This window comes from Mesorhizobium sp. M1252 (assembly GCF_040318265.1).
Classification (GTDB): Bacteria; Pseudomonadota; Alphaproteobacteria; order Rhizobiales; family Rhizobiaceae; genus Mesorhizobium.
Map to the genome: position 1 here is coordinate 173,857 of NZ_JAMYLX010000001.1, position 25,018 is coordinate 198,874.

Genomic DNA, 25,018 nt, shown 5'->3' on the forward strand with positions numbered 1-25,018 from the left:
CCTCTTCTACGGCTTCCAGACAACAAAGACTGCTCCTTGTGAATTGCCTTCATAACCATTCGGAACTTGCGGCATGAAAGACCTGCTGATCGGGGTCGACGCGGGAACGTCCGTGATCAAATCCGTCGCTTTCGATCTGTCGGGGCGGCAGCTTGCCATGGCGTCGGTGACCAACAGCTTCGTCACGCTGGAAGGCGGCGGCGCCGAGCAGGACCTCGATCAAACCTGGCGCGACATGGCGCTGACGGTTCGCGAATTGGCGACGAAAGTTCCCGACCTAGCGCGGCGCACCGCTTCTGTCGCAATCACCGGACAGGGCGATGGCACCTGGCTGATCGATGGCGACGGTATGCCGGTCGGGCGCGCCTGGCTCTGGCTCGATGCGCGCGCCGGACATCTGGTGGACGAGATGCGCGGCGATCCCCGGGATCGCACGCGGTTCGAGATCACCGGAACCGGGCTCAACGCTTGCCAGCAAGGCGCTCAGCTCAGCTGGATAAAACGGAACAGCCCGGAAATTTTGGAGCGCGCCGCCACTGCCTTTCACTGCAAGGACTGGCTCTATTTCAAGATGACCGGCGAGCGCGCCACCGATCCCTCGGAAGGCACCTTCACCTTCGGCGATTTCCGCTCGCGCAGCTATTCCGACGAGGTGCTCGACATTCTCGATCTGACGTCGCACCGCCGCCTACTGCCGCCCATGCTCGAAGGCACGACCGACCATCATCCGCTTTCTGCGTCGGCAGCAAATGAGACCGGCCTGCTTGAGGGCACGCCGGTGGTGCTGGGCTACGTCGACATGGTCAGCACCGCGCTTGGCGCCGGCCTCTATGATCCAAGCGGCAATGTCGGCTGCACGGTCATCGGCTCGACCGGCATCCACACACGCCTGGCGCGCACAGCCGACGATGTCGTCCTCAACGACAATGCATCAGGCTACACGATCGCCATGCCGGTTCCTGGCGCCTATGCGCAGCTGCAATCCAACATGGCGGCGACGCTCAACATCGACTGGCTGCTTGGCCTGGCACGCGACGTGCTGACCGCCAGCGGCGCCAAGCCTTCGCGCGACGAATTGCTGAAAGCGCTCGATGTCTGGGTCGAAGGATCGGAGCCGGGATCGCTGGTCTATCAGCCCTATATCTCGCTTGCCGGCGAACGCGGACCGTTCGTCGATCCAGACGCACGCGCGGGCTTCATCGGCCTCTCGGTCAAGCACGGTTTTGGCGATCTGGCGCGCGCAGTTCTCGAAGGATTGGCCTTCGCGGCCCGCGATTGCTACCAGGCCATGGGCAGCGTGCCCGGCGAAATCCGCCTGTCTGGCGGCGCCGCGCGCAGCCCGTCGCTGCGCCGTATCATCGCTGCGGCGACCCGCGCGCAAGTCAGGACCAGCAGCCGCCAGGAAGCCGGCGCCGCGGGTGCGGCGATGATGGCCGCGGTCAGGCTTGGCGTCTATCGCTCGATGGCTGTTTGCTGCGCCGAGTGGGTGACGCCGCTGCTGGGCGAATGCGACGCCTATGACGAGGCGCTTTCGCAAACCTACGATGCGCTGTTTCCGTCCTTTGTCGCGGCGCGTCAGGCGCTGCATCCGGTGTGGAAATCGATGGCGCACCGCACAGGAGCTAAGTCTTGAGCGATACAACGGATATTGTCGATCTCTTCGTGATCGGCGGTGGCGTCAACGGCGCCGGTATAGCGCGCGATGCCGCGGGTCGCGGGCTGTCGGTCATCCTGTGCGAGAAGGACGATCTGGCGCAAGGCACCAGCTCGCGTTCCGGCAAGCTGGTGCATGGGGGCCTGCGCTATCTCGAGTACTACGAGTTCCGGCTGGTGCGCGAGGCGCTGATCGAGCGCGAGGTGCTGCTTGAGGCGGCGCCGCACATCATCTGGCCGATGCGCTTCGTGCTGCCGCACAGCCCCGAAGACAGGCCGGCATGGCTGGTCCGGCTCGGGCTGTTTCTCTACGACCATCTTGGCGGCCGCAAGCGCCTGCCGGGAACGAGGACGCTGAATTTGAGAACCGCGCCGGAAGGAGCGCCGATCAAGGATGAATTCAAACGAGGCTTCGAATATTCGGACTGCTGGGTCGATGATGCACGGCTGGTGTTGCTCAATGCGCTCGACGCCAGTCAGCGTGGCGCAAAAGTCTTCACGCGCACGGCCTGTATTGCTGCCAGGCGCGAAGGCGGCCTGTGGTCGATCGACATGCAGGATGGCCGCACGGGTGCTGTGACGAGGGCCCGCGCACGCGGGTTGGTCAACGCGGCCGGGCCATGGGTGAATGACATCGTCAGCCGCGTCGCTGGACAGAATTCCACCCGCAACGTTCGCTTGGTGAAAGGAAGCCATATCGTCGTGCCGAAATTCTGGGAGGGACGGCAGGCCTATCTCATCCAGAACAACGACAAGCGGGTGATCTTCGTCAACCCGTATGAGAACGATCTGGCGCTGATCGGCACCACCGACATTCCTTATGAAGGTCGGCCCGAAGAAGTGGCCGCCGAGGCAAGCGAGATCAATTATCTGATCAAGGTGGTCAATCGCTACTTCAAGCGGCAGCTGACCGCGCAAGACGTGGTCTACAGTTTCTCGGGCGTGCGTCCGCTCTATGACGACAATGCCGACAACCCGAGCGCGGTGACGCGCGACTACATCTTCGAACTCGACGCCCCGAACGGTGGCGCGCCGCTGCTTTCTGTGTTCGGCGGCAAGATCACCACCTTCCGCAAACTGTCCGAACATGCGCTGGAAAAGATCCAGCCCTTCTTTCCGACCATGAAGAAGGCCTGGACAGCCAAAATTCCCCTGCCGGGAGGCGGCCTGCCCAACGCGGATTTCGAGCAGTTCCTGGGCGATCTGCACGCCGAGTTTTCGTGGCTTAGCCCGTCGCTGGTGAAGCACTATGCCCGCAGCTACGGCACGCGCACGCGCGCCTTGCTGAAAGGCGTAAAAGGCGAAGCCGATCTCGGCCGTCGTTTCGGCCCGGATTTCTATGAGCTCGAAGCTGTCTTCCTGTTCGAGACCGAATGGGCGATGACCGCCGCCGACGTTCTCGAACGCCGGACCAAACACGGGCTGCATATCAATGCGGCCGAGCGGAAAACATTCGAAGACTGGTGCACAAAGACAATGGCGGCGGTGAACTGATGGCCTTCACGCTTTCGCTGAACACCAACCCGCTGGTCAATCGCTTCGCCGATCCCGACGATCTGATCGACGCCATTGCCTATGGCATCGGCATCCGCGACGTGCAACTGACGCATGAATTCGTCAATCCGGGCTGGCCGGCGGCAACGATCGCCAAGTTCGTTCGCCTGTTCAACAGCGCCCTGGCGCGGACCGGCGTGCGGATCACTTCGGGTATGACCGGTCCCTATGGCCGGCTCAATCATTTCGGCCATCCGGACGCGGATGTGCGCCGCTATTATGTCGATTGGTTCAAGACCTTCGCCGACATCTCCGCCGAACTCGGCGCGTCGGGCATGGGCACGCAGTTCGCCATATTCACCTACAAGGATTTTGACGATCCGCAGCGGCGCGCGGCGCTTCTCGGCATCGCGCTCGAATGCTGGCGCGAAGTGGCCGAGCACGCCAAAGCGGCGGGCCTGACCTACCTTTTCTGGGAACCGATGTCGGTCGGCCGCGAGTTTGGCCACACGATCGAAAGCTGCGTCGAATTGCAGGGCGCCATCGATGCGGCCAAGCTGCCGATCCCGATGCAGATGATGGTCGACATCGACCATGGCGACGTGACCTCGCCCAATCCTGACGACACTGATCCCTATGCCTGGGCGAAAGCGTTCCCGTTGCAATCGCCGATCATCCACATCAAGCAGTCGTCGATGAACAAGGGCGGACACTGGCCGTTCACCGCCGCCTACAACAAGGATGGCCGCATCCTCCCGCAGAAGCTGCTCGACGCCGTGCGGGCGGGTGGCGGAACCGACAATGAAATCTGCCTTGAACTTTCCTTCCGGGAGAGGGAACCGGTCGATCATCAGGTTATTGCAATGATCCGTGAGTCGGTGGATTTCTGGGCGCCTTACATCGACAGCGGCCGCGAAAGTCTCAAGCCTCGCGCTTGAGGCAAACCGCCGGCCCGAAGGCCGGCGCAGACCCGGAAACACGCATCATTCGAATTTCGGATCGAAGGAGAGAAGAATGGCCCCATATTGGGTCGGCACGAGCTGGAAGATGAACAAGACGCTGGCGGAGGCGCTGCAGTTCGCCGAGGCATTGGCTGCCTTCGTGCCCGGCTTCGATCCGGCGATACAGCCTTTCGTCATTCCGCCCTTCACCGCGGTGCGGCAGGTCAAGGCGGCGCTCGCCAACACCCGCGTCAAGGTTGGCGCCCAGAACATGCATTGGGCCGATGCCGGTGCCTGGACGGGCGAGATTTCGCCGGTGATGCTGAGGGATTGCGGGCTCGACCTGATCGAACTAGGCCATAGCGAACGCCGCGAGCATTTTGGTGAGACGGACAGGACCGTAGGACTGAAAACGGCGGCGGCGGTCAGGCACGGCTTTGTGCCGCTGATCTGTGTCGGCGAGACGCTGGCCGAGCGCGAGGGCGGCCGCGCCGACGAAATTCTGACCGCGCAGGTCTTGGGCGCGCTGCAGGGTCTCGCAAACAATGAGTTGTCGGCAGAGATACTCTTTGCCTATGAACCGGTGTGGGCGATCGGCGAGAAAGGCATTCCGGCCAGCGCCGACTATGCCGACAAGCAGCAGGCGCTGATCAAGCAGATCGCAGCAACCCGGTTGCCGACCGCCCCGCTTGTGCTCTACGGCGGCAGCGTCAATCCCGGCAACGCGGCCGAACTGATTGGCCAGCCGCATATCGATGGGCTGTTCATCGGCCGCTCGGCATGGCAAGCGGAAGGCTATATCGACATTCTCAAAAAGGCGTCGGCCGCCATCGCGCGCTGACCACGAAAACGAAGGAGTTAATTGCCATGAAGATCGCACTCGGAGCCGACAGCGCCGGCAAGCCGCTGCTCGATGTCATCGCCAAGCATCTCGCCACCAAGCCAGAACTGCAGGTCGTCGATCTCAGCCAGGCCGGATTCTACGCCGATATTGCCGCTGCGGTCGGCCACGAAATTGTCGACGGCAATTACGACCGCGCCATCCTGTTTTGCGGCACCGGCATCGGCGTCAGCATCTCGGCCAACAAGGTGCCCGGAATCCGTGCCGCGCTAACCCACGACACCTATTCGGCGGAACGCGCTGCGAAATCCAACAATGCCCAGATCATCACCATGGGTGCGCGCGTCATCGGCCCCGAACTGGCCAAATCGATCGCCGACGCCTGGCTGGCCTCGGAGTTCGATCCGAACGGTCCCTCTGCCGCCAACGTGCAGGCTGTCGACAAGCTCGACGCGAAGCGCTGAGGATCCGCTCCCGACCTAGCCGGTCAAGGCGATCCGCATCGCCTCGATGACGGTTACGGCGGACGCCGCGCCTGGATCCATATGGCCAAGCGAGCGTTCGCCGAGGCGGGAGGCCCGGCCCTTGGTGGCGATCATCGCCTTGGTCGCCTCCGCGCCGGCCTTTGCCGCCTCGGCTGCAGCCGCGAGGCTGCCGGCCAGCCCCTTGCCGGCGGCCAGTGCCTCGCCCGCAGCCGTCGCGGCCGGCGCCCACGCATCGATCATCGTCTTTTCGCCAGGCTCGGCCTTGCCGCGATCCTGAATGCCTCTGGCCATCGCTTGGAACATAGCGACCGCGTCGGCGTCGTCGAGCGTCGCCTTGCCCTTGACGGCGGCCGCGCCGCGCATGAATGCCGTGGCATAGAGCGGGCCCGAGGAGGCGCCGACGGCGTTGAGGAACGACTTCGCCGCCGTGTTCAGCAAGATGGTCGGATCGGTGGTCCCGTCGTCCAATGCGGCCACCGCGTCGCGTGCCGCGGCAAATCCCAACTCCATGGCAATGCCGTGGTCGGCATCGCCGATCACCCCGTCAAGCGCGCACAACCGGTCCCGGTCGGCTGACATGGCGTCGGCGATGGCAACGAACATCGCGGCAAGGCGGGTGGTGTCGATTGTCGTCATCTGTTGTTCCTTGCCGTCCCCAGTTTACCCGGCGCGAAACATGGCGCAGTCGCAAGGGTGGTCGAGCATCGTTTGCAACTCGTCGTCGAGGTGGTGCAGCGTGATCGAAGCGCCGGCCATTTCGAGCGAGGTGCAGTAATTGCCGACCCAGCTTGCGTGAATGGATACACCGATATCGTCAAGCCGCTGCTTCACGCGCCGGTTCATGATGTAGAGTTCCATCAGCGGTGTCGAACCCAGCGAATTGACCAGCACGGCGACCTTCTCGCCGCGTGCCGGCGCCATCTCGGCGAGAATCCTGTCCAGCATTTCGTCGGTGATCTCGTCGGCCGTTTTGAGTTTTCCGCGTGCGATGCCGGGTTCGCCATGGATGCCCATGCCGATCTCCATCTCGTCGGGTCCGATTTCGAAATTCGGCCGGCGGGTTTGCGGCAACGAACAGGGCGCCAATGCGACGCCCATGGTAAAGGTGTGGTCGTTGGCTTTCCCGGCAATGCGTTCGCATTCATCGAAAGACAACATGCGGTCGCAGGCGGCGCCTGCCGCCTTGAAGATGAAGAAGTTCCCTGCGACACCGCGCCGCTTGTGCCTGTCACCAACGGGCGCGGAAGCGACGTCGTCGGTGCTCAGCACCGTGCGCACCTCGATGTCGTCCATCGCGGCCATCTCGGCCGCCATGTCGAAATTCATGACGTCGCCGGCATAGTTGCCGTACATGAACAGCACACCGGCGCCGCCGCTCGCCGCCTTGGCGCATTCGAGGATCGGGTCGGGCGGCGGAGAGGCGAAGACATTGCCGATCGCCGCCGCGTCGGCCAGCCCCTTGCCGACGAAGCCGAGAAAACTCGGCTCGTGGCCCGAGCCGCCACCAATGACGAGGCCTACCTTGCCTTGGCGCGGTCCATCGCGGGCGATGATCGAGCGCGGGCTTCCGTCAACGGCTTTGAGATGGCGGGGATGCGCAGCCAGGATGCCTTCCAGCATCTCGTCGACGGCCCGATTGCCGTCATTGATGATCTTCTTGGTTTGCACCAACGTCCTCCCGATTTGGTATTTTCATAGGTGATACCGGGCGTTATCAGGCTGCCTTCGGGCGAGGGCAGGGGCGCGATGCCCACCAAACTGCCTCGATCGGCTTCGTAGCTGTTACCAGCCGTTCTGGCAGAAGCTAAGCGGACCGAAGTGCGCGGACAATGGCGCTGTAGTGTACAAGATCGCACCACGGCTTAGAAAAGGCGGTGGCTCCCCGGGCCGGATTCGAACCAGCGACCAACCGGTTAACAGCCGGTTGCTCTACCACTGAGCTACCGGGGAATAGAGGCTCTCATGTGAGTGGCGCAGCCTATAGCAAACCCTTTTCGGCTTTGCAAAGAAGCATTTCGCATTTTTTAGCGCATTTTCACCCAATGGTTTCTGGCAATCGCCGGATGACACCACATATGAGCCGTCTTGGGCGCCGTCGGACCTTGGTCGGCGGAACCTGAAAGGCGATTGCAGCCTTTAGCGCATATGGCTTTATCGAAGGCAACCGGATCGACTTTCGACATGACTGCAGCAGACGAAAACCAGGCACCGGCGCGGAAAATCTCGGTGTTCGGGCGCGAGTTCACCATGCCGCGCTCGCGCGGGCTGAGGATCGCCATCGGTATCATGCTGGTGTTTTTCGGCCTTCTCGGTTTCCTGCCGATTCTCGGCTTCTGGATGATTCCGCTCGGCCTTTTGGTGCTTTCCTACGAATTTGCCGCGGTGCGCCGCCTGCGGCGCCGGTTCGTCGTCTGGTGGGAACGGCGTCGCCGGCCAAATTGAAAGCGATGGCGCGCGGTCCCGGTTCAGCGGACGCTTCGCTTCCAGCCCCTCGCAGACCTTCCCCTCGAATATCTCCTTGAGAACGGCAGCCCTGGTGTCAGCCGCGCGTTTACGGTGGAAGCCAGTTTGCACCCGCTGCGTAAAGCCGCGGGTTCGAGTTTCGCCGGTCGCGCAGCCATGCTTGAGGAGCGGCCAATATGCCGGTGCGCCAAGCGCTGAAACCGCTCGGGAACCACGTTGCGGCGGCTGATGAGGAAAGCGCGCCGGAATGCCGCGCGGACGCTTGACGACCTTTCGCTGCCACCATATTGAGTTCGCTCGCCGGGAGCGATGAGGCCTCGTGGCGGAGTGGTTACGCAGAGGACTGCAAATCCTTTTCCGAGACTTTCCGGTAACGGAGTGAATAATCCCAGGGGCTTAGCGGCTCCTGGGTTTTTGTTTGTGCCAATTATCCTCGTAAACGGAGACATCCGGTTGGCGGTGTGCCATCGGACAACGGAGAGAAATCATGAAAGTATGGGCAGTTACAGGCAGCACCGAGAGCGGCGACGAGTTCGTCTACCTGTTCCAAGAGCAGCCGACCAACGAGAGCCTCGCCCTGTTCTTCGCTGAGGAGCAGCCCGAGGAATGGGAGGCCGAGTGCATCCAGGGCTGGGTAATCAGCCACGAGGAGGTTCGCTGATGGGAGGTCGCATCTACGGCCAAGCGCCAAGGGACTGTGGTCTCGTCGACCTCCAGCCCACCGAGATGATGTTCTGGCAGGACCTGTTCATCAAACCCGCAAAGCAGTTCGAGCCCGTCCTCCCGGCCAACCTGCAGCAGTTCGGGCCGCTGATCGCCGCCGTCATGAGGGCCGAGGGGATCGACCGCTGGATCGACCACAACGTCTTCATGTGCGCCAAGACCCTGTGGGTCAGCGCCGCCGAGAGCATGAACAGGCGAGGCTGGCACACTGACGGGTTCATGAGCAGCGACATCAACTACGTCTGGTCCGACTGCTACGGCACCGAGATTTGGCTGGCCGACGAGCTTGTCTCCCTGACCCAGGATCACGCCGCGTCCATCGACGAGATGACGTTCCTCGCCGCCGACCCGTTCTACGGGAGCATCGTGACCTATCCCGACCGGCACCTGATCCGCCTGGACGAGACTGTCGTCCACCGGGTCGCTGAGTACCCTGTGGCCCGTATGCGGTCCTTCGTGAAGGTCTCGCTGTCCAAGGGGTACTTCAACCGCGTGGGCAACTCGATCAACCACCAGCTGCCCCTGCCGGTCGCCTATGAGGCTCGCACAGCCGAGCGCAACGTCCCTGCATCGAAGGAGGCCGCTTGATGGCTCGCTCGACCTACATCTACATCCTCTATGACCCCGACAGCCTCTATCCCCATGCCTGCTTCACCGTGAAGCATGAGGCCGTCACGTTCTGGAAGCGCAACCTGTCGTCGGACCCGCGTGTGACAATGGAGCGCACCCGCGACGGCCACCCGATCTACAAGTCCGACATCGTCGAGGGGTGGCAGGAATGAGCAGGCGCTGCGACATGGGCGTCGGCTGCGACGAGTACGGGGTCTGCTACGCCGACTACCACGGTCGCCCCGACATGTGCCCTCTGTACGATTGGGCCGACGACGCTCGTAAGTCCTACGACGAGGCAATCCGCATCAAGCGGGAGCGGGGCGACACCCACTACATCCGAGGCAACCGGGCCGACGTGATCATCCCCGACGAAATCGGGCTGACCTATACCGCCCCAGGGCAACTCGAGCTATTTCCTGATCTCTCCGTTAGCGGTGAAATCCCGCCAACCGGGAATTAGGGACCCATACAGCACATCATAAGCTCCCCACGAAATGAGGCACGATGAACGACGATCTCTACCTCGAAGAACTGCAGCTGGAGGAGGACGCCCGAGGGCTGACCATCCAGAGGTTCCATAAGGAACACCTTAAGGGGACCTTAGAGGAAACCTTTAGTGAGACCTTTCTCGGTTCTCACATCATCAGGAACTATCTCATGCCGTTCACTAGCGGTATCACGAGGTTCCTTGACGACGCCAACAGTGGCCGAGCCGGTAAGAAGACCACAGCCTACAAGCTGATTGGTGAGATCGACCCTGCGCTCTGCGCCTTCCTGGCGCTCAAGGCCATCTTCAACAAGATCGGCGTCTACCACGAAGGCAAGCCCTGCGGTCTCACGTCCCTGGCGATCTACGCCGGGGGCCTGATCCATGACGAGCTTCGCCTCCGCGAGTTCGACGAGGAACACCACAAGTGGTCGCAGCGCATCCACGACGACTTCAACAAGCGCGAACTGCCCCGCCACAAGCGGGAGGAGTACATGCAGAAGGTCTTCGCCAAGGCCGACCTCGAATGGGCCATCTGGACGAAGTCCGACATGCTCCTCGTCGGTCTGGCGCTGCTGAACGTCTTCAAGGAAGTGACCGGCGACATTGAGGTCGAGACCACCGGCAGCGGGAAGGCCAAGCGCGACGTCGTCAAGGCGTCCCCAGGACTCCTCCTGACCGTCGAGAAGAACTCGGGCCTCTGCGAGGCGCTGTTCACGACCTACTACCCCACGGTGATCCCGCCGAAGGACTGGTCGGTCGACACGCTCAACGTTGGTGGCTACCACACGCACCACGTCAGCCCGTACCCGTTGGTCAAGGGCTCGAAGAAGGCCTACCGCGAAATCCTCAAGGAACTCGTGGCGACCAATGTCCTCGACCGCGTCCTGGGGGCCGTCAACGCCCTCCAGCGCACCCGCTGGCAGGTGAACGTCCGCGTCCTCGACGCCATCGAGCATGTCTACAACCGGAACATCCCCTGCGGCGGTCTGCCCAGGGCGAACAATCGTAAGCCCGACCCGGCCCCGAGGAACCTCGAAGGCCTGGAGGCTGATCACCCCGCCGTCAAAGAGTACCGTGCGTACTGCTTTGGCATCCACGAACACAACCGCCGAGTGGTCGGTAAGCGCGTCATGGCCGCAAGGTCGTTCCAGATCGCCAGGAAGATGTCGAAGTACGACACGATCTACTTCCCTCACGATCTCGACAGCCGGGGCCGCGCCTATCCGAAGCCATCCGGCCTGAACCCACAAGGACCCGACTATGTCAAAGGGCTTCTTCAGTTTGCGACCGGGAAGCCTCTCGGACGAGATGGTCTCAAATGGTTGGCAATCCACGGCGCTAACTGTTTTGGGAAAGACAAGCTACTTATGCACGAACGGGCTGACTGGGGAAAAGATAATCTTGACCTCGCCCGACGTGTGGCCGCTGACCCAAGGCACAATCTTGAATGGACAAAAAGCGATAACCCTTGCCAGTTTCTAGCATGGTGCTTCGACTGGGCTGAGGCTCACGCAGGGCCGTTCCCTGAGCAGCATGTCAGCAAGCTCCACGTCGACCTCGACGCTACCTGTTCGGGCCTGCAGCACTTCTCTGCAATGCTCCGCGACAAGGTGGGCGGCTTCCACGTCAACATGACCCCGAACCAGCAACGCCAGGACGTCTATGGCGCTGTCGCCAAGGTGACTGAACGCCTCATGCGTGAGGACTTCGGCAGCAACGATGGCGTCGAGATCAAGGACAAGGAAGGCAAGGTGGTCTCCTCGATCCCCTTCGCAAACCTATCCCGCGCCTGGGTGACCTTCGGCATCGACCGCAGCATCACCAAGCGCCCGGTCATGGTGAAGCCCTACTCAGGGACCCGAACGTCCTGCGGCCAGTATGTGGTCGAGGCGGTCGACGAGAAGATCGGGGAGGGCGCAGCCATGCCGTTCCCCAAGGAAGACCTCTGGACCTTCAAGATGTACGGAGCCGACAAGGTGTGGAAGGCGATCCCCGAGGTCGTCATCGCAGCTGACGGTGCCATGAAGTGGCTGATGACCATGTCGCGGTTGGTTGGGAAGTCCCAGCCGGTCGAGAAGCGGATCGAGTGGAAGACCCCGCTCGGTTTCCCGGTCCATCAGTACAAGTTCGACACCACGTCTCGGCGGGTGAAGACCTTCTTCGACGGCAAGATCATCAAGCCCCGCCTGAGCGAGGACCTTGACACCCTTGACCCTCGGCAGATGGCCAGCAGCGTACCGCCGTCCTTCGTCCACTCTCTCGACGGTTGCCACCTCCAGGCGACCGTAAGCAAGGCTGCAGAGCAAGGCATCACAGACTTCGCCGCTGTCCACGACAGCTTCGGGGTTCACGCATGTGACGTCGAGCGTTTCAGCCTGATCATCAGGGAGGCATTCGTGGAAATGTACGAGACCCACGACGTGCTTTCCGAGTTCTACGAGACGGCTGAGCAGCTGATCTCCGACGAACTCAAGGAGGACATCCCTCCTATACCACCGATGGGCTCCCTTGATCTCAAGGGCATCCTGTCAAATCCATTCTTTTTCTCTTAATCTCTCGGATAACGGAAAGGCTTCGATAATGAAGATCACCCCACGCATGGAAACCATCCGCGCCAACTCGAACTACATCACGGGTTCGGTCCACTACAACCGCCGCGCCTTCGACAAGCACTTCGAGGTGGTCGCCCGGTTGACCGATCGCACCATGGATGACCTTGGCGTCAACATCGGCGGCGAGGTTGTCCTCGACGTCCAGAGCAACCGCCAGGACGCCCTGGCCGCTGTGCGCTTCTTCCGCCACCAGCAGGAGGCCTAATGAACCGCGCCATCCGCTGCCGCGCCTGCGGCGAACGCTTCTACGTCTCGGTCGGTGAAGAAACCGACGCCTGCCAGAACTGCGCAGGGACGCACGACCCGAGCGCTCAGCTGATCGCTGACGCCAAGGGCATCGAGAAGGCCACGGCCCGACCGAAGGGCAAGCCGCAGTCGATCAATCCCCGCAACCCCGGTACCCACAAGGACCCCGCTTAATGTTGAACGCCTCCAACTTTTCTCGCAATCTCTCCGTTAACCGGGCTGTCTCGACAGCGGTGAGACCGACCGTGGGAACCCGCAAAGCTCGTCGCATGGCCTTCGCCGTGCTGCGGCAGACGCGGACCAGCGGACCCCTCGACGCCTTCAATGAGCGCCAGGGCGACCGAACGCTCCACCCGACGAAGGGCTGGAGGAAGATCAACCCCAAGCGAACCGTCGCCAGCACCATCGTCTCGATGGCCGCTCAGGGCTTCCTCGGTTCCAACCTCGACATGAAGGAGGCCTTTGCCAATGCCTAAGCTGATCGGACAGGACCTCTGGTTCTCAAACATCGAGATCGACGACTACCTCGCCAACCCCAACAACGCCATCGCCCATGTGGACGACCAAGCCGACGTGCTGGCCACCCTGGGTGAGGAGTTGCGCTCCGACATCGTCGGCGCACAGGGTACCCGCGAGGCTCTCTACGACGACGTTCTGGAGGGTGAATACCCCGAGGAACTCTACAGCGAAACCATGGACCTTTGCGACATTGTCGAGGCCGTGGAAAAAGGACACATCATCTATGGCTGATGCCAAGAAAATTACCTTCCCGAAGGCCCCTCTCGTTTACCCGGCGCTCCAGCGTCCCGACACCAAGTTCGACGCCCTCGGCGCGTACAAGGCTGACATCCGGCTCTCGCTGGAGGAGGCCAAGCCGTTCATCGACCGCATCCAGGCGGAAGCGAAGGCATGGACGGGTAAGCCTGCCAAGCCCGGCACGAAGAACGCCTTCTACAAGAAGGAAACCGACGACGAAGGCAACGAGACCGGCTTCGTCATCTTCTCGATCCGCGTGAAGAACCGCGTGGGCAAGAAGGATGGTAAGACCTGGGACCGTCGCCCGATGCTGATCGACGCCAAGAAGACCCCGGTCGACGTCAACCCCTGGGGTGGCTCCATCGCCCGTGTCCAGGCCGAGATGTACTGCTGGGAGTTCGGCGGCACCAAGGCTCTCTCGCTGCAGCCGGTGGTCGTCCAGATCATCGAGTTGAAGACCGGCCAGGGCCAGGAGCCTCAGCTGGACGACTTCGACGAGGAAGACGGCTTCGCAAGCCACAACACCGACACCTCGGACTTCAACGACGAGACCGACGGTTCGGCATCCGGTTCCTCCGACGACGAGGCCGGTGACTACTGATCTCAATCGGTACCGTTCCGGTTTAGAACGAGAAGTGGCTCGCCAGTTGAAGCTGGCGGGTCGCTCTTTCGAGTTTGAGACGGTCAAGATCGACTACCTCAAACCCGCGAAAAAGGCGAAGTACAATCCCGACTTCGTCATCAGGAAACGCGACGGCTCCCCGATGTACATCGAGAGCAAGGGTCGGTTCCTCACCGCAGATCGACAGAAACATCTCCTGATCCGCACACAGTTTCCCGACATCGACATTCGGTTCGTCTTTCAGAGAGCGTCTGAAAAGATCGGGAAGGGCTCTGCCACGACCTACGCCAAGTGGGCCGAGGACAAGGGCTACAAGTGGGCCGACAAGGGGAAAATCCCAAAGGAATGGCTCGAAGAATGATCCAAGAAACGTCCCGCGAGGCCTACGCCTCGATCCTCCCTGTGTCCGCGAAGATGGCGCAGGACGTGCTTAACCAGCTGGCTCAAAACCCCGATGGCATCACGTCCCAGGCCATCGGTGACAACATCGGACGAGAGCATCACTCCGTCTCTGGCACCATGCGCGGCCTCGTCCTCGACGGACACGCCAAGGCATCAGGCCGGTTCGGACAGACCCGCTCGGGACGTAAGGCCATCCTGTGGGTCGCCGCATGAACACCGAAGACATCGTGCGGCAGGCCGAGGCCGAGCTTGCCGCCGAAGCGCACCGTGACGCCGTCGCGGAGGCCAAGCAGCGCATCCTGCGCAAACGAGCGGTGCCCCTGTGGCAGCGCCTGATCCCCTTCACCATCACCATCCAACGGAGAACTGACAATGTTTGACATCAAGAAAGTGGAAGCAGACGCCAAGGCCGAGATCGCTGAGGAAAAGGGCAGGGTCGCGAAGACCAAGATCAAGGCGGCGCTCAAGCGCATCGCTGACGCCGAGGCAATCGTGAAGAATGCCCGCGACGAGTACGAGGTCCTCCTGCGCGACATCGGCGCTTGAGGTACGGAGACCCGCTGCTGTCCCGCCCGGTGGAACTCCACTGGGCCGGATGGCGCTCGGATACCTTCACACTCCAACAGCACGGGTGGCAGATCAGCGCCGAGCAGGACGTCTGCCGGATGCAAATGATGATGGCCCTGCGCAACGAGCGAGCCGGTATGTCTGGCGTCACCGCTCGGGTCGACTGGCGTTACATGGACGACATGCGCTTCGCTGACAGCCACCGGCACATGCCGCCGCTGCCGGTCCACCTCATGGGCCGCAAGATCGAGGTCATGCACACCATGGGCAACGCCTGGGAGAACTTCAATCCCATTGACGCCCAGCCCCAGTTCACCCCCAACCGGGAGATCAGGAGCCTGGAGGACATGGTCCACTTCGCCCCGGCGCACACCAGAACGCAGCAGCTGATCGTCCCCGAGGACAGCGTCGACAGCCTCATGGCTCGCATCCTTGAGATGCAGCAGGGGCCGCGCATCGAGCGCATCCGACAGGAAATCCGCGAGGGGGACCGCATCGACTTCACGGCACCACGCCAGAAGTTCCACGCGCAGATCATCAGCCTCGCATCCTAAAAACTCAACCAAATCACACGGTTAACGGAGACAATTCATGTTCAATTCAGTCGCTCGCATCACCAAGTCGCTCAGCAAGATGGTCAGCAAGCTCGAAGCCCACGCGGCCAAGATGCACGAGAAGGGCGAACGCCTGCTCGCTGACATCGAGATCACCACGGCCAAGCACGAGCGTCAGCTTGCCGCTGCCCTGGAGGCACACGAAGCCCACCTGACGAAGCTCGCCACCAAGCGCCTCGACGCTTTCGTTGAGCGCGACAAGGCAACTGCCGTCGCCGCCAAGGTCACCGCCCTGGTCGGATGACGTTCAACGAGTTCACGAACGACAGCCTCCCCTCAGACCTCAAGGTCACCGCGAGGGGAGGCCGGATCACCCTTCACCTTCGCACCGCGACTGTCGTCCTGACCCCTGACGGGGCTCGGGCGATGGCTGACGCAATCAATGAGGTCACCGATGCTTGTTTCCCGCGAACGCTGGATAGCCCAGCTGCAGCAATCCCAAAACGTGCCACCGAATGAGTGAGGCACTGCAGACACGACAGCCGTGCGACGACTGCGGCTCTAGCGATGCACTCGCCATCTACCACGACCACACCTTCTGCTTCTCCTGCCAGAAGACGACCAAGACAGACGGGATCGACGACGAACGCCCGGTGGCACCCAAGGGTCCATCGGACCTCCTGAGGGGCTCCTATACCGGGCTCGGCAAACGCCAGCTGACTGAGGAGACCTGCCGGTTCTGGTCCTACATCATGGCCGACAAGAACGGCACCAAGGTCCAGGCCGCTCAGTACCTCCTCGACGACCGCACGGTGGTCGCTCAGAAGCTCCGGTTCCCCGACAAGAGTTTCCCATGGGTCGGCAACCGCAAGGCCTTCAAGGGGCTCTACGGCCAGTGGCTGTGGCGCAATGGCGGCAAGCAGATCGTGATCACCGAGGGTGAACTCGACGCGCTGTCGGTCTCCCAGGCTCAGAACAACAAGTGGCCGGTGGTCTCACTGGTTGACGGTTCGGGCAGCGCCGAGAAGGGCATCAAGGAAGCCCTCGACTGGCTCAGCACCTTCGAGAAGATCATCCTGTTCTTCGACAACGACGAGCCGGGCCGCGAGGCGGTCAACGCCGTCAAGGCTCTCCTGCCACCCGGCAAGTGCTGGATCACCTGGGCACCCGAGGGCTTCAAGGACGCATCCGACCTACTCCAGGCCGGGAAGTCCGCGAAGATCATCGACTGCATTTGGGGTGCCAAGCAGTACCGCCCCGAGGGCATCGTCAGCGGCCAGAGCGTTCTGGACCGCCTCAAGAACCGGCTCACGGTCCTGGCACTGCCCTATCCCGCCGATTGGGAGCGCATGAACTGGCGCACGGGCGGTGGCATCCGGTTCGGTGAACTCGACGTTTGGACGTCAGGCACCGGCATGGGCAAGACGACGATCATCAAGGCCCTGCAGCACCACTACTTCCACACGACCCCCTACAACCAAGCTCTGATCCACCTTGAGGAGCCTCTGGAGGACACCGGGGACGACCTGATCGCCTACCACGTCGGTAAGCGGTTCCAGATCGACAACCCCGAGTTCAAGGACACACCCGAGTACGCGGCGGCCGCAGAACACCTGTTCCTCGCCACGGACGACAAAGGCAACGCACGGCTCCAGCTGTACGACGCCTTCGGTGCCCTTGAGGACGGAAGCCTCTACTCCGTCATCCGCTATCAGGCCATCGCGTGTGGCGTGAGGATTTTCTGGCTCGACCACCTCTCAATCCTTGTCTCGGACATGGACCAGGACGGCGACGAGCGGAAGAAGATCGACAGCATCATGCACAACCTCAAGCTCCTGACGGTCGAGTTGGACATCTACATCGGTCTGATCTCGCACCTCAGGAAACCCCCAGGGCAGGGCAAGTCGTTCGAGCAGGGCGCAGTGCCAAGCCTGGACGATCTACGCGGCTCGGGCGGCATCAAGCAGCTGTCCAACGGCGTGTTCGCCATCTCCCGAAACCAGCAGGACGAGAACCCCGCCGCTGCAAACACCTCGACCGTCACGGTGCTTAAGTGCCGCAAGACGGGCCGAACAGGCACCGCGGATTTCTTGCGGTTTGAGGATGACACCGGACGCGTCGTGATCGGCGTCGACCCGGCCACACTCGAACTCAACGACTTCGAGGACGAAACTCCAAAGGATTACTGATGACCATAAAGACCCACAACCCTGAGGGTTTCTCGCAGCACGACATCACGGTCGAGGCGTGGCGCGAGTACCACTACGGAGACGGAACCTACTTCATCAAAGGGCCTACCACGTTGTTCTTGAAGCGTGACGACCGTGGCGACAGCCATCGTGTGGTCGATGCAAACGGCGTGACCCACTACCCACGACGTGGGTGGCTGGCGATCTCATGGCGCTCTGACATCGAGAAGGTGTCCTTCTGACCGACGAGGTTTTCGAGAAGGCCGAAAGGCTCGCTCTGGAAGCCACCGACGACCCCGCACTGATCCCCCAATACATCGCAGCAACGAAACACGCCCAGGCGCTCGAAGGAGCCCCTGGCTGGAAAGGACGTACCCGCATGACACAGGCAGAGAAAATCCTCGAACACATCCAGAAGAACGGCTCGATCACCCAGCGCGAGGCCTACCTCGACCACGGCATTCAGAGCTTCCACCGTCGTCTCACCGATCTCAAGGACGCGGGATACCGCCTCCGTGGTGAGCTTCGGCGCAACAAGGTCACCGGCCAGGAATACACCCGCTACTTCCTGGTGGCCGCATGAGCCCCGTCGCGAAGGCACTCCTGAGCGTCTTCGACGAGGCGCACGAACGCAAGGTCGTAAGGACCCTGATCAAGGCTTTCGAGATGCAGATGGCGGACAACGTCATCGAACTCATGAATGACCTTGGGGCCGCGATACAGCATCGCGACGAAGCCCGAACTGAGCGTGACTTCTACAAGGCGCAGTTCGAGCAGGTTCAGGTTCGCCTCGAAGCCCTGCAGGGCCGCGTATGAGGCGGCTCGACCACACCCTGGCGATGATCATGGCGTTTGCCGTGGTCATCCTCACGCTTCTCTTGACCGCCCAGGCGCGGTCGGAGAGCAACTCCCCCGAGATCATCTACAACAAGCAGCACACGGTCGGATACATCGTGGACAGCCCTGGTGGCTACGTCGATGACTTCCTGGCCGTGCGCGAGATACTGCGCAAGCAGAACCTGACCCTCAAGATCGTGGGCGAGTGCGACTCCGCTTGCACCCTGTTCACCGATCTGCCGAAGGCCTGCGTCTACACGACGACCAAGCTAGGCTTCCACCGGCCCTTCTACCTGGAGGACGGGAAGAAGGTCTTCAACGACGTCTACGACGTTTGGTTCACCAAGCAGTACCCCAAGAAAATCCAAAGCTGGCTCGCCTCTCACGGCGGTCTGCAGGCTGACCTTGTCTACCTCCAGGGCAAGCAGCTGCTCGACTTGATGCCCCTGTGCAATGGGGTCCAATCCCCCAAATAACAGGATCCATTTTGGCGATTTACACCTTCGACATTGAGGGTGATGGCCTACTCGACACCATCACCAAGCTCCACTGCCTCTGGCTCAAAGACTTCATCACTGGCGAACGCTTCGACTTCGCTGACCAACCGGGCTACCGCCCCATTGCTGACGGCCTCCGAATGCTCATGGAGGCAGACTTAATAGTCGGTCACAACATCATCAAGTTCGACATCGCAGCCATCCAGAAGCTGTACCCCTGGTTCGTCATCGACGAGACCAAGGTCGTCGACACGGTGGTCGCATCACGCATGATCTGGACGAACCTCGTGGACGCCGACATGGCGAACATCAGGGCCAACCGGACAACCCTCCTACCGAACCTCGTCGGCTGGCACTCGCTTGAAGCGTGGGGCCACCGGCTGGGTCTCTGGAAGGGCGACTACGCGAAGACCAAAGCAGCCGAGGTTGCTGAGGAGAGGGGCCTCGACCCCAAGAAGGACGAGAAGGAAATCATGCGTGTCGTGTGGGCCGAGTGGTCCCCCGAGATGCACGACTACTGCGGCCAGGACGTCGAGGTCACCGAGGCATTCTACCGCAAGGTCCTCTCGAAGAAACCTAGCCAGCAGGCCATGGAAATCGAGATGCTCGTCTGCTTCATCATCGCCCAGATGGAGCGCAACGGCTTCGGCTTCATCACTGAAAAGGCCGAGAAGCTCCTCCACCAGCTGCAGGTCCTCCGCGCAGAACTGGCCGAGAGCCTGCGGTCGATCTTCAAGCCCTGGTACGTCCGCGACGGCAAGCCGTGGACACCCAAGAAGGACAACGCGAAGTTCGGCTACATGGCGGGATGCTCGATCCAAAAGATCAAGCTGAACGTCTTCAACCCGAACAGCAACGACCAGATCGCTGACCGGTTCATCAAGCTCTACGGGTGGAAGCCCATCGAGCTTACCCCGTCAGGGAAACCCAAGCTCGACGAAACGGTTCTGGAAGACCTCCCGTACCCCGAGGCCAAGGAACTCTACCGCTACAAGATGATCCAGAAACGGATCGGACAGATAGCGGAGGGCGATCAGGCCTGGCTGTCGGCTGTCAAGACTGACGGCAACGTCTACACCACGACGAACACGGGTGGCACGGTCTCTGGCCGCGCCTCGCACTCGAACTTCAACGTCGGTCAGGTTCCCTCCTGCGACAAGGAGTTCGGACCTGAGTGCCGCGAGTGCTTCGGGCCGACCACGAAGTACCGCAGGTTGGGCTGGAAACAGCTTGGCTGCGACGTGTCCGGTCTGGAACTGCGGATGCTCGGCCACTTCATGTACCGCCACGACGACGGCGAGTACGCGAACGAGGTGGTCAACGGCGACGTCCACACCAAGAACCAGAAGGCCGCTGGGCTCTCGTCACGTTCCATCGCGAAGCGGTGGTTCTACGCGTTCCTATACGGCTCCGGTCTGGCTCTCCTCGGCCTCATAGCAGGTGGCGACGACAAGCTCGGGCGCAAGCTCAAGCGCAACGTCATGAAGGGCCTCCCGGCTCTCAAGGCGCTGATCGACGGCATCAAGAAGAAGGTCGAGCAGACCAAGTCCCTCAGGGGCCTGGACGGTCGCATCCTGTTCTCCCGCTCACCTCACTCGGCGCTCAACCTGCTGCTCCAATCAGCCGGTGCCGTCATGTGCAAGCTCTGGATCATCGAGTTCGTGAAGCTCCTCAAAGAACACAACCTCTACCAGACGAAGGTCCGCATCATGGCCTGGGTCCACGACGAACTCCAGATGGAGATCGCTCCCGACCTGATCCGTGAGGACGGCACCTCAATCGTCGGGGAACTCTGCGTCAAGGCAATCGAGAAGGCTGGGCAGATGCTCAACCTGCGGGTGCCCCTGACGGGCGAATACAAGATTGGCGACAACTGGAAGGACTGCCACTGATGTCTGAGTTCTACGCTTACGACAAGTTCAACCGCCGACAGCTTCTGACGGCACCGACCGCCGCCAAGGCGATCACCGAGGTTGAAGAAAACTACTACCTGCGTCGGACCACGGTCTGCATCAAGCGGGTCTCAATCAAAACCATCTGGAGTGCCGAAGATGCTTAAGCCAGCCTGTCGCTATAAGACCCGCCTAGGTCGCCGCATCGCGATCATCTGCTACATGCCCCTCATTCCCATTCTCGCCATCCTCGTGATGGGTGAGGCGGTGGCGCGGGACATCCCGCCCTTCTGCCGCGACGTGGCGTCGGTGTGGCGTCAATGAAGCTGCTGATTGACGGGGACATGATCGTCCACCGGTCGACCGTGGCCGTCGAGAAGGACACGCGCTTTCTCGACCGCTACCACATCTTGTTTTCCGACTTCAACGACGCCTGGGGCGTCCTGCAGGGAACCCTTGAGGACCTGACGGACATCGCAGGCACCGACGACATCGAGTTCCACTTCTCGGACCCTGAGGTCAACTGGCGCAAGGAACTCGTCGAGCCAGACTACAAGTCGAACCGCAAGTCCTCCCGCAAGCCGCTGGCCTATTGGGCAGTGGTCGAGGAGATCGAGCGGCTCTACCCGTTCGTTCGCATCCCCACGCTGGAGGCCGACGACACGCTGGGCATCACGCAGTCACGCGCTGAGCCCGGCACGACTTGCATCTGGTCGCTCGACAAGGACCTCAAGCAGGTTCCTGGGCTCCACCTCCGCGACGACGAGATCATCACGATCTCCCCGGAGGAGGCTGACGCCTTCCACATGTTCCAGACGCTGGCCGGTGATCCGGTCGACGGCTACTCGGGATGCCCTGGCGTCGGCAAAGAGACCGCGCTTAAGGCGCTCCAGGGCGGCACCAAGCTCTGGCCCGAGGAACACACTCTCAAGCGCGGCCCCCGCAAGGGCGAGATCGAGACCCGGTGGGTCGAGGTCCCCGCTGAGAACCCCTGGAAGACCGTGCTGTCCCACTACCGGAGAGCCGGGCTCAAGCCTGCTGAGGCGCTGCGCCAAGCACGTCTCGCCAAAATCCTCCGCGCCGAGGATTACGAAAATGGAGTGATCAAACTTTGGGTGCCATCCAACCCCCAGAAGTGACCTGTCCGGTCTGCAACACCCAAACCCGCTTCCCCTGTGACAACCCACTAGTGGCTGAGATCACACGCTGCGCCAAGAAGTCCCTGAGGGAAAAGGCTGACGTCCCACAGCGCCAGTCGTTCAACGAGGCTCCGAAGGCACCCGCCTTGGACACTCAGGTAGGCGGCAGTCACTACAAGGACATGCCGATCCAGCCGATGACCTACTCGATGGTCAATGGTTTGGACGCCTGTCAGCACACGATCATCAAGTATGTCTCGCGGTTCCGTGAGAAGGGCGGCATTGAAGACCTGGAAAAGGCCATTCACTGCACAGAACTTCTGATCGAGTTCGAGCGGGAAAAGCTGCAGAAATAAACTAAGGGGGCCTTCGGGTCCCCTTTTTGCATTAGGGACCCATACAGAGATACGAAAGAAGAATTTCGGATGAACCAAATCTTCCAGGCCGATCAAGACCCTCAAGTTTCTGAGGAACTCCTAAGATTCCTCCAGACCAAGTTCCCGCTCGCGGGCTTCAAGAACGTTAAAGGGATCGAACAACTCTATCGGTACCAGGGAGCGCAAGACGTCATCGACGTCCTCACTGCTGCCGCTCTACGACAATCCCAAGGATAGCCCATGTGCTTCGCTGACACGCCCGAGGTAGCCCCTCCGGCTGCGCCTCCGGAAATGCTGACCCAGTCGGCCCCCGACAAGAAGACGGCTGCAGAGCCCACCAAATCGAACACCCTGGCCATTGGCACCAAGAAGTACCGCAACGAGACCAACATTGGCACGGCGGGACTTGGCACCAAGAAGGCCCCTAGCGGCATCGCCGTCTAACCCCGAGTTTCCCATTGTCCAACATTGACCCCACCAACAACGGTGTGGTCGCGGATGAAGACAGCATTGCCTCGATGTACTCCCGTTTGGAGAGCGAAAGGCAGAACTTTCTCGACCGAGCCAGAGAGAACGCGAAGCTAACCATTCCGTCTCTCATGCCGCCCGAAGGCTACGCCCCAGGCCAGCGGCTCTCGACCCCATTCCAGTCCATCGGTTCCCACGGCGTCAACACGCTGACGGCGAAGCTGGTGATGACCATCCTGCCTGCGAACTCCCCGATGTTTCGGGTGTCCGTCACGGATCAGGTGGTCGAGGAACTGTCCGCTTCAACCATGTTGAGGTCGGGCGTCGAGAAGAAGCTCAATGAGATCGAGCGATCCGTCATGGACGAGATCGAGGGTCTAGGCATCCGCGCCGCACTGGTCGAAGCCATCAAGCAGCTAATCGTTGCTGGCAACGTCCTCCTATACCTGCCTCCCAAGGGCAACCTGCGTGTCTACAAGCTCGACCGCTACGTGGTCCAGCGAGACTATGAGGGCAACGTCCTCCGCGTCATCATCAAGGAAACGGTCGCCAAAGAGGTCCTCCCCGAGGACGTCAGGGCACTTGTGTTCAAGCCGAGCGACAACCTCCCATCCGACGCCGCCAAGGTCGAGGAGAAAGAGGTCGACATCTACACGGTGTTCGAGCGCGATGGCGAACGTATGCACACGTTCCAGACGATCAAGGGCGTCAAGCTCCCGAAGTCTCGTGGTTCGTGGAAGGCCGACAAGACGCCGATCATGCCGCTCCGCTGGAGCTACCTGCATGACGAGCCCTATGGCCGCGCCTACATCGACGAGTACATCGGTGATCTGACCGGCGTCGAGAGCCTGTCACGCTCCATCCGCGAGGGTGCAGCAGCTGCGGCGAAGATGAACCCCATGGTCAATCCTGTGGGCCTCACCCGCGCCCAGGACATCGCCAACGCCGAGAACCTTGAGGTTATCTCGGGTCGCGCCGACGACGTCTCGATGCTCCAGTTCGACAAGCAGGCCGACTTCCAAGTCGCGCAGACTGTCCTGCAGGACCTGATCAGCCGTCTCACCCACGCCTTCATGATGAACTCGTCTGTCCAACGACAGGCCGAGCGGGTCACCGCCGAAGAAATTCGGGCCATGGTGTCCGACATCGACACGGTGCTGGGTGGCGTCTACTCGCTGCTCGCCCAGGAACTCCAGCTGCCGCTGGTCATCCGCATCATGGACCGCATGGTCCGCGAGAAGAAGATACCGAACCTTGAGACCATCAAGGGCGCTGACGGCAAGCCCGTCGCCAAGCCCAAGATCGTCACCGGCATCGAAGCTCTCGGTCGCGGCCAGGACTTCAACAAGTACATGACGGCCATGACGCAGATCATCGTGCCGCTCAAGAACGAGTTGGGTCCCGAGATGAACCTGAGGGACTTCGCGGAACGAGCATTCGTCTCCCTGTCCATCGACATCGACGGTCTGTTCAAGACCCCCGAGCAGAAGGCTCAGCAGGCCCAGCAAATGCAGGGCGCTCAGCAGGGCCAGATGGCTCAGCAAATGATGGTCGACGCCGTCAAGGGTGCCACTCCGCACCTCGCTAAGGCCGCTGTCGAAGGCATCGCCAATCAAGATCAAGGACCAGAATAATGTCCACATTCGGTAAAGCGTTCAGCGCTGCACGGAAGGCCGGGAAATCGACCTTCAAGTTCGGCGGCAAGAGCTACACGACCAAGATGGCTGCGGCGACCCCTAAGAAGGGTCCCGTGCCAGGGCCTCGTCCCGACACCAAGACCAAGACCGCATCCGTCGACACCCGCGCCGCTCAGGCCGGGAAGACCGTGGGTGCCCTGGTGAAGCCCAAGGCTGCTCCGAAGACGCCCAGCGTCAAGGACTACCCGGCGAACGCCAGCACCCGCAAGTCGGTCAGTAACGACACCGCTCGGTACAACATGGCCAAGGCTGGCCCTCGGGATACCCCTGGGAAAGCCTTCGCTGGCGTCAAGCCGCTGAGCATTGGCGACCGCATCAAGCAGACAGCGTCCGTCGTCCAGAAGGGCGGCATCGTTGCCCGCAACCGGCGCAATGCTGCAGCTGCAGCCAACAAGGACGCCAAGTCCGCTGTTCAGTCCATGCTCGACGGCATGGGCGCGAAGACCAAACGCAAGTAACCC

37 protein-coding genes and 1 tRNA gene are annotated in these 25,018 nt (G+C 61.5%); 35 read left to right on the forward strand and 3 right to left on the reverse strand.

Going from position 1 to position 25,018, the window contains the following annotated elements; genetic code table 11:
- Positions 1 to 73 precede the first annotated feature (73 nt).
- From NKH22_RS00785 to derI, 5 genes are all read left to right on the forward strand, one after another.
- The gene (locus NKH22_RS00785) at positions 74 to 1,633 is read left to right on the forward strand and encodes an FGGY-family carbohydrate kinase (protein WP_352908691.1); all 1,560 of its coding nucleotides are present in this window, start codon (positions 74 to 76) and stop codon (positions 1,631 to 1,633) included.
- On the forward strand, positions 1,630 to 3,147 hold the full coding sequence (locus NKH22_RS00790; protein ID WP_352908693.1) for a glycerol-3-phosphate dehydrogenase: 1,518 nt from the start codon (positions 1,630 to 1,632) through the stop codon (positions 3,145 to 3,147). Before NKH22_RS00785 ends, NKH22_RS00790 begins: the two co-directional genes overlap by 4 nt.
- Positions 3,147 to 4,085: a sugar phosphate isomerase/epimerase family protein gene (locus NKH22_RS00795; RefSeq protein ID WP_352908976.1), complete on the forward strand. Its 939-nt coding sequence runs from the start codon at positions 3,147 to 3,149 to the stop codon at positions 4,083 to 4,085. The genes NKH22_RS00790 and NKH22_RS00795 overlap by 1 nt, the downstream gene beginning before the upstream one ends.
- A 76-nt stretch (positions 4,086 to 4,161) precedes the next feature.
- Positions 4,162 to 4,929 (forward strand): triose-phosphate isomerase, encoded by a 768-nt coding sequence (locus NKH22_RS00800; RefSeq protein WP_027050333.1) that lies wholly within the window; start codon positions 4,162 to 4,164, stop codon positions 4,927 to 4,929.
- Between the two features lie 26 nt (positions 4,930 to 4,955).
- Positions 4,956 to 5,393 (forward strand): D-erythrulose-4-phosphate isomerase, encoded by a 438-nt coding sequence (gene derI, locus NKH22_RS00805; protein WP_023672592.1) that lies wholly within the window; start codon positions 4,956 to 4,958, stop codon positions 5,391 to 5,393.
- 15 nt (positions 5,394 to 5,408) lie between these two features.
- Here derI and dhaL read toward each other — a convergent pair whose 3' ends face one another.
- The 3 genes from dhaL to NKH22_RS00820 form a co-directional block, all read right to left on the reverse strand.
- Complete coding sequence (dhaL, locus tag NKH22_RS00810) at positions 5,409 to 6,050, reverse strand: dihydroxyacetone kinase subunit DhaL (RefSeq protein ID WP_023744772.1); 642 nt, start codon at positions 6,048 to 6,050, stop codon at positions 5,409 to 5,411.
- 24 nt (positions 6,051 to 6,074) lie between these two features.
- Entirely contained in the window at positions 6,075 to 7,082 is a 1,008-nt protein-coding gene (locus tag NKH22_RS00815) for a dihydroxyacetone kinase subunit DhaK (protein WP_023667709.1), read from the reverse strand.
- Between the two features lie 207 nt (positions 7,083 to 7,289).
- Positions 7,290 to 7,364, reverse strand: a tRNA-Asn gene (locus NKH22_RS00820).
- Positions 7,365 to 7,595: 231 nt separating this feature from the next.
- Between NKH22_RS00820 and NKH22_RS00825 the strand changes: the two genes are divergently transcribed.
- The 30 genes from NKH22_RS00825 to NKH22_RS00970 all read left to right on the forward strand — a co-directional run bounded on the left by NKH22_RS00825 (position 7,596) and on the right by NKH22_RS00970 (position 25,015).
- Positions 7,596 to 7,856, forward strand: coding sequence for a PGPGW domain-containing protein (locus NKH22_RS00825; protein ID WP_023667708.1), 261 nt, complete (start codon positions 7,596 to 7,598; stop codon positions 7,854 to 7,856).
- 508 nt (positions 7,857 to 8,364) lie between these two features.
- Positions 8,365 to 8,538: a hypothetical protein gene (locus NKH22_RS00830; RefSeq protein WP_352908695.1), complete on the forward strand. Its 174-nt coding sequence runs from the start codon at positions 8,365 to 8,367 to the stop codon at positions 8,536 to 8,538.
- Positions 8,538 to 9,188, forward strand: a complete 651-nt coding sequence (locus tag NKH22_RS00835; protein WP_352908697.1) for a hypothetical protein — start codon at positions 8,538 to 8,540, stop codon at positions 9,186 to 9,188. Before NKH22_RS00830 ends, NKH22_RS00835 begins: the two co-directional genes overlap by 1 nt.
- The gene (locus NKH22_RS00840; RefSeq protein ID WP_352908699.1) at positions 9,188 to 9,382 is read left to right on the forward strand and encodes a hypothetical protein; all 195 of its coding nucleotides are present in this window, start codon (positions 9,188 to 9,190) and stop codon (positions 9,380 to 9,382) included. The genes NKH22_RS00835 and NKH22_RS00840 overlap by 1 nt, the downstream gene beginning before the upstream one ends.
- On the forward strand, positions 9,379 to 9,672 hold the full coding sequence (locus NKH22_RS00845; protein WP_352908701.1) for a hypothetical protein: 294 nt from the start codon (positions 9,379 to 9,381) through the stop codon (positions 9,670 to 9,672). Before NKH22_RS00840 ends, NKH22_RS00845 begins: the two co-directional genes overlap by 4 nt.
- 44 nt (positions 9,673 to 9,716) lie before the next feature.
- Positions 9,717 to 12,254: a DNA-directed RNA polymerase gene (locus NKH22_RS00850; RefSeq protein ID WP_352908703.1), complete on the forward strand. Its 2,538-nt coding sequence runs from the start codon at positions 9,717 to 9,719 to the stop codon at positions 12,252 to 12,254.
- 28 nt (positions 12,255 to 12,282) lie between these two features.
- On the forward strand, positions 12,283 to 12,519 hold the full coding sequence (locus NKH22_RS00855) for a hypothetical protein (protein ID WP_023805408.1): 237 nt from the start codon (positions 12,283 to 12,285) through the stop codon (positions 12,517 to 12,519).
- Entirely contained in the window at positions 12,519 to 12,734 is a 216-nt protein-coding gene (locus NKH22_RS00860; RefSeq protein ID WP_352908705.1) for a hypothetical protein, read from the forward strand. The genes NKH22_RS00855 and NKH22_RS00860 overlap by 1 nt, the downstream gene beginning before the upstream one ends.
- 71 nt (positions 12,735 to 12,805) lie before the next feature.
- On the forward strand, positions 12,806 to 13,036 hold the full coding sequence (locus NKH22_RS00865) for a hypothetical protein (protein ID WP_352908707.1): 231 nt from the start codon (positions 12,806 to 12,808) through the stop codon (positions 13,034 to 13,036).
- Entirely contained in the window at positions 13,029 to 13,310 is a 282-nt protein-coding gene (locus tag NKH22_RS00870; RefSeq protein ID WP_352908709.1) for a hypothetical protein, read from the forward strand. The genes NKH22_RS00865 and NKH22_RS00870 overlap by 8 nt, the downstream gene beginning before the upstream one ends.
- Entirely contained in the window at positions 13,303 to 13,917 is a 615-nt protein-coding gene (locus NKH22_RS00875; protein WP_352908711.1) for a hypothetical protein, read from the forward strand. The genes NKH22_RS00870 and NKH22_RS00875 overlap by 8 nt, the downstream gene beginning before the upstream one ends.
- A gap of 34 nt (positions 13,918 to 13,951) precedes the next feature.
- Positions 13,952 to 14,299: a PDDEXK family nuclease gene (locus tag NKH22_RS00880; RefSeq protein ID WP_352908713.1), complete on the forward strand. Its 348-nt coding sequence runs from the start codon at positions 13,952 to 13,954 to the stop codon at positions 14,297 to 14,299.
- Positions 14,296 to 14,553: a hypothetical protein gene (locus NKH22_RS00885; protein ID WP_352908715.1), complete on the forward strand. Its 258-nt coding sequence runs from the start codon at positions 14,296 to 14,298 to the stop codon at positions 14,551 to 14,553. The genes NKH22_RS00880 and NKH22_RS00885 overlap by 4 nt, the downstream gene beginning before the upstream one ends.
- A complete protein-coding gene (locus tag NKH22_RS00890) occupies positions 14,550 to 14,720 on the forward strand; it encodes a hypothetical protein (RefSeq protein ID WP_352908717.1) in 171 nt (56 codons plus the stop codon). The genes NKH22_RS00885 and NKH22_RS00890 overlap by 4 nt, the downstream gene beginning before the upstream one ends.
- A complete protein-coding gene (locus tag NKH22_RS00895; protein WP_352908719.1) occupies positions 14,713 to 14,886 on the forward strand; it encodes a hypothetical protein in 174 nt (57 codons plus the stop codon). Before NKH22_RS00890 ends, NKH22_RS00895 begins: the two co-directional genes overlap by 8 nt.
- Positions 14,883 to 15,461 carry a hypothetical protein gene (locus NKH22_RS00900; RefSeq protein WP_352908721.1) on the forward strand — a complete coding sequence of 193 codons (579 nt, stop codon included), beginning with the start codon at positions 14,883 to 14,885 and terminating at the stop codon, positions 15,459 to 15,461. The genes NKH22_RS00895 and NKH22_RS00900 overlap by 4 nt, the downstream gene beginning before the upstream one ends.
- Positions 15,462 to 15,498: 37 nt before the next feature.
- A complete protein-coding gene (locus NKH22_RS00905) occupies positions 15,499 to 15,765 on the forward strand; it encodes a hypothetical protein (protein ID WP_352908723.1) in 267 nt (88 codons plus the stop codon).
- A gap of 211 nt (positions 15,766 to 15,976) precedes the next feature.
- The gene (locus NKH22_RS00910) at positions 15,977 to 17,650 is read left to right on the forward strand and encodes a DnaB-like helicase C-terminal domain-containing protein (protein ID WP_352908725.1); all 1,674 of its coding nucleotides are present in this window, start codon (positions 15,977 to 15,979) and stop codon (positions 17,648 to 17,650) included.
- Positions 17,650 to 17,892 carry a hypothetical protein gene (locus tag NKH22_RS00915; protein WP_352908727.1) on the forward strand — a complete coding sequence of 81 codons (243 nt, stop codon included), beginning with the start codon at positions 17,650 to 17,652 and terminating at the stop codon, positions 17,890 to 17,892. The genes NKH22_RS00910 and NKH22_RS00915 overlap by 1 nt, the downstream gene beginning before the upstream one ends.
- A gap of 137 nt (positions 17,893 to 18,029) precedes the next feature.
- Positions 18,030 to 18,233 (forward strand): helix-turn-helix domain-containing protein, encoded by a 204-nt coding sequence (locus tag NKH22_RS00920; protein WP_156941012.1) that lies wholly within the window; start codon positions 18,030 to 18,032, stop codon positions 18,231 to 18,233.
- Positions 18,230 to 18,466 carry a hypothetical protein gene (locus NKH22_RS00925; RefSeq protein WP_352908729.1) on the forward strand — a complete coding sequence of 79 codons (237 nt, stop codon included), beginning with the start codon at positions 18,230 to 18,232 and terminating at the stop codon, positions 18,464 to 18,466. The genes NKH22_RS00920 and NKH22_RS00925 overlap by 4 nt, the downstream gene beginning before the upstream one ends.
- Entirely contained in the window at positions 18,463 to 18,963 is a 501-nt protein-coding gene (locus tag NKH22_RS00930; RefSeq protein ID WP_352908731.1) for a hypothetical protein, read from the forward strand. Before NKH22_RS00925 ends, NKH22_RS00930 begins: the two co-directional genes overlap by 4 nt.
- A gap of 11 nt (positions 18,964 to 18,974) precedes the next feature.
- Complete coding sequence (locus NKH22_RS00935; RefSeq protein ID WP_352908733.1) at positions 18,975 to 20,876, forward strand: DNA polymerase; 1,902 nt, start codon at positions 18,975 to 18,977, stop codon at positions 20,874 to 20,876.
- Complete coding sequence (locus NKH22_RS00940; protein WP_352908735.1) at positions 20,876 to 21,043, forward strand: hypothetical protein; 168 nt, start codon at positions 20,876 to 20,878, stop codon at positions 21,041 to 21,043. Before NKH22_RS00935 ends, NKH22_RS00940 begins: the two co-directional genes overlap by 1 nt.
- The gene (locus NKH22_RS00945; protein ID WP_352908737.1) at positions 21,036 to 21,200 is read left to right on the forward strand and encodes a hypothetical protein; all 165 of its coding nucleotides are present in this window, start codon (positions 21,036 to 21,038) and stop codon (positions 21,198 to 21,200) included. The genes NKH22_RS00940 and NKH22_RS00945 overlap by 8 nt, the downstream gene beginning before the upstream one ends.
- The gene (locus tag NKH22_RS00950) at positions 21,197 to 22,015 is read left to right on the forward strand and encodes a hypothetical protein (protein ID WP_352908739.1); all 819 of its coding nucleotides are present in this window, start codon (positions 21,197 to 21,199) and stop codon (positions 22,013 to 22,015) included. The genes NKH22_RS00945 and NKH22_RS00950 overlap by 4 nt, the downstream gene beginning before the upstream one ends.
- A gap of 50 nt (positions 22,016 to 22,065) precedes the next feature.
- Complete coding sequence (locus NKH22_RS00955) at positions 22,066 to 22,371, forward strand: DUF3310 domain-containing protein (RefSeq protein WP_050594085.1); 306 nt, start codon at positions 22,066 to 22,068, stop codon at positions 22,369 to 22,371.
- Positions 22,372 to 22,632: 261 nt separating this feature from the next.
- On the forward strand, positions 22,633 to 22,836 hold the full coding sequence (locus NKH22_RS00960) for a hypothetical protein (RefSeq protein ID WP_156941006.1): 204 nt from the start codon (positions 22,633 to 22,635) through the stop codon (positions 22,834 to 22,836).
- Between the two features lie 14 nt (positions 22,837 to 22,850).
- On the forward strand, positions 22,851 to 24,494 hold the full coding sequence (locus NKH22_RS00965) for a portal protein (RefSeq protein ID WP_352908741.1): 1,644 nt from the start codon (positions 22,851 to 22,853) through the stop codon (positions 24,492 to 24,494).
- A complete protein-coding gene (locus tag NKH22_RS00970; protein WP_352908743.1) occupies positions 24,494 to 25,015 on the forward strand; it encodes a hypothetical protein in 522 nt (173 codons plus the stop codon). The genes NKH22_RS00965 and NKH22_RS00970 overlap by 1 nt, the downstream gene beginning before the upstream one ends.
- The last annotated feature ends 3 nt before the right edge of the window (positions 25,016 to 25,018 follow it).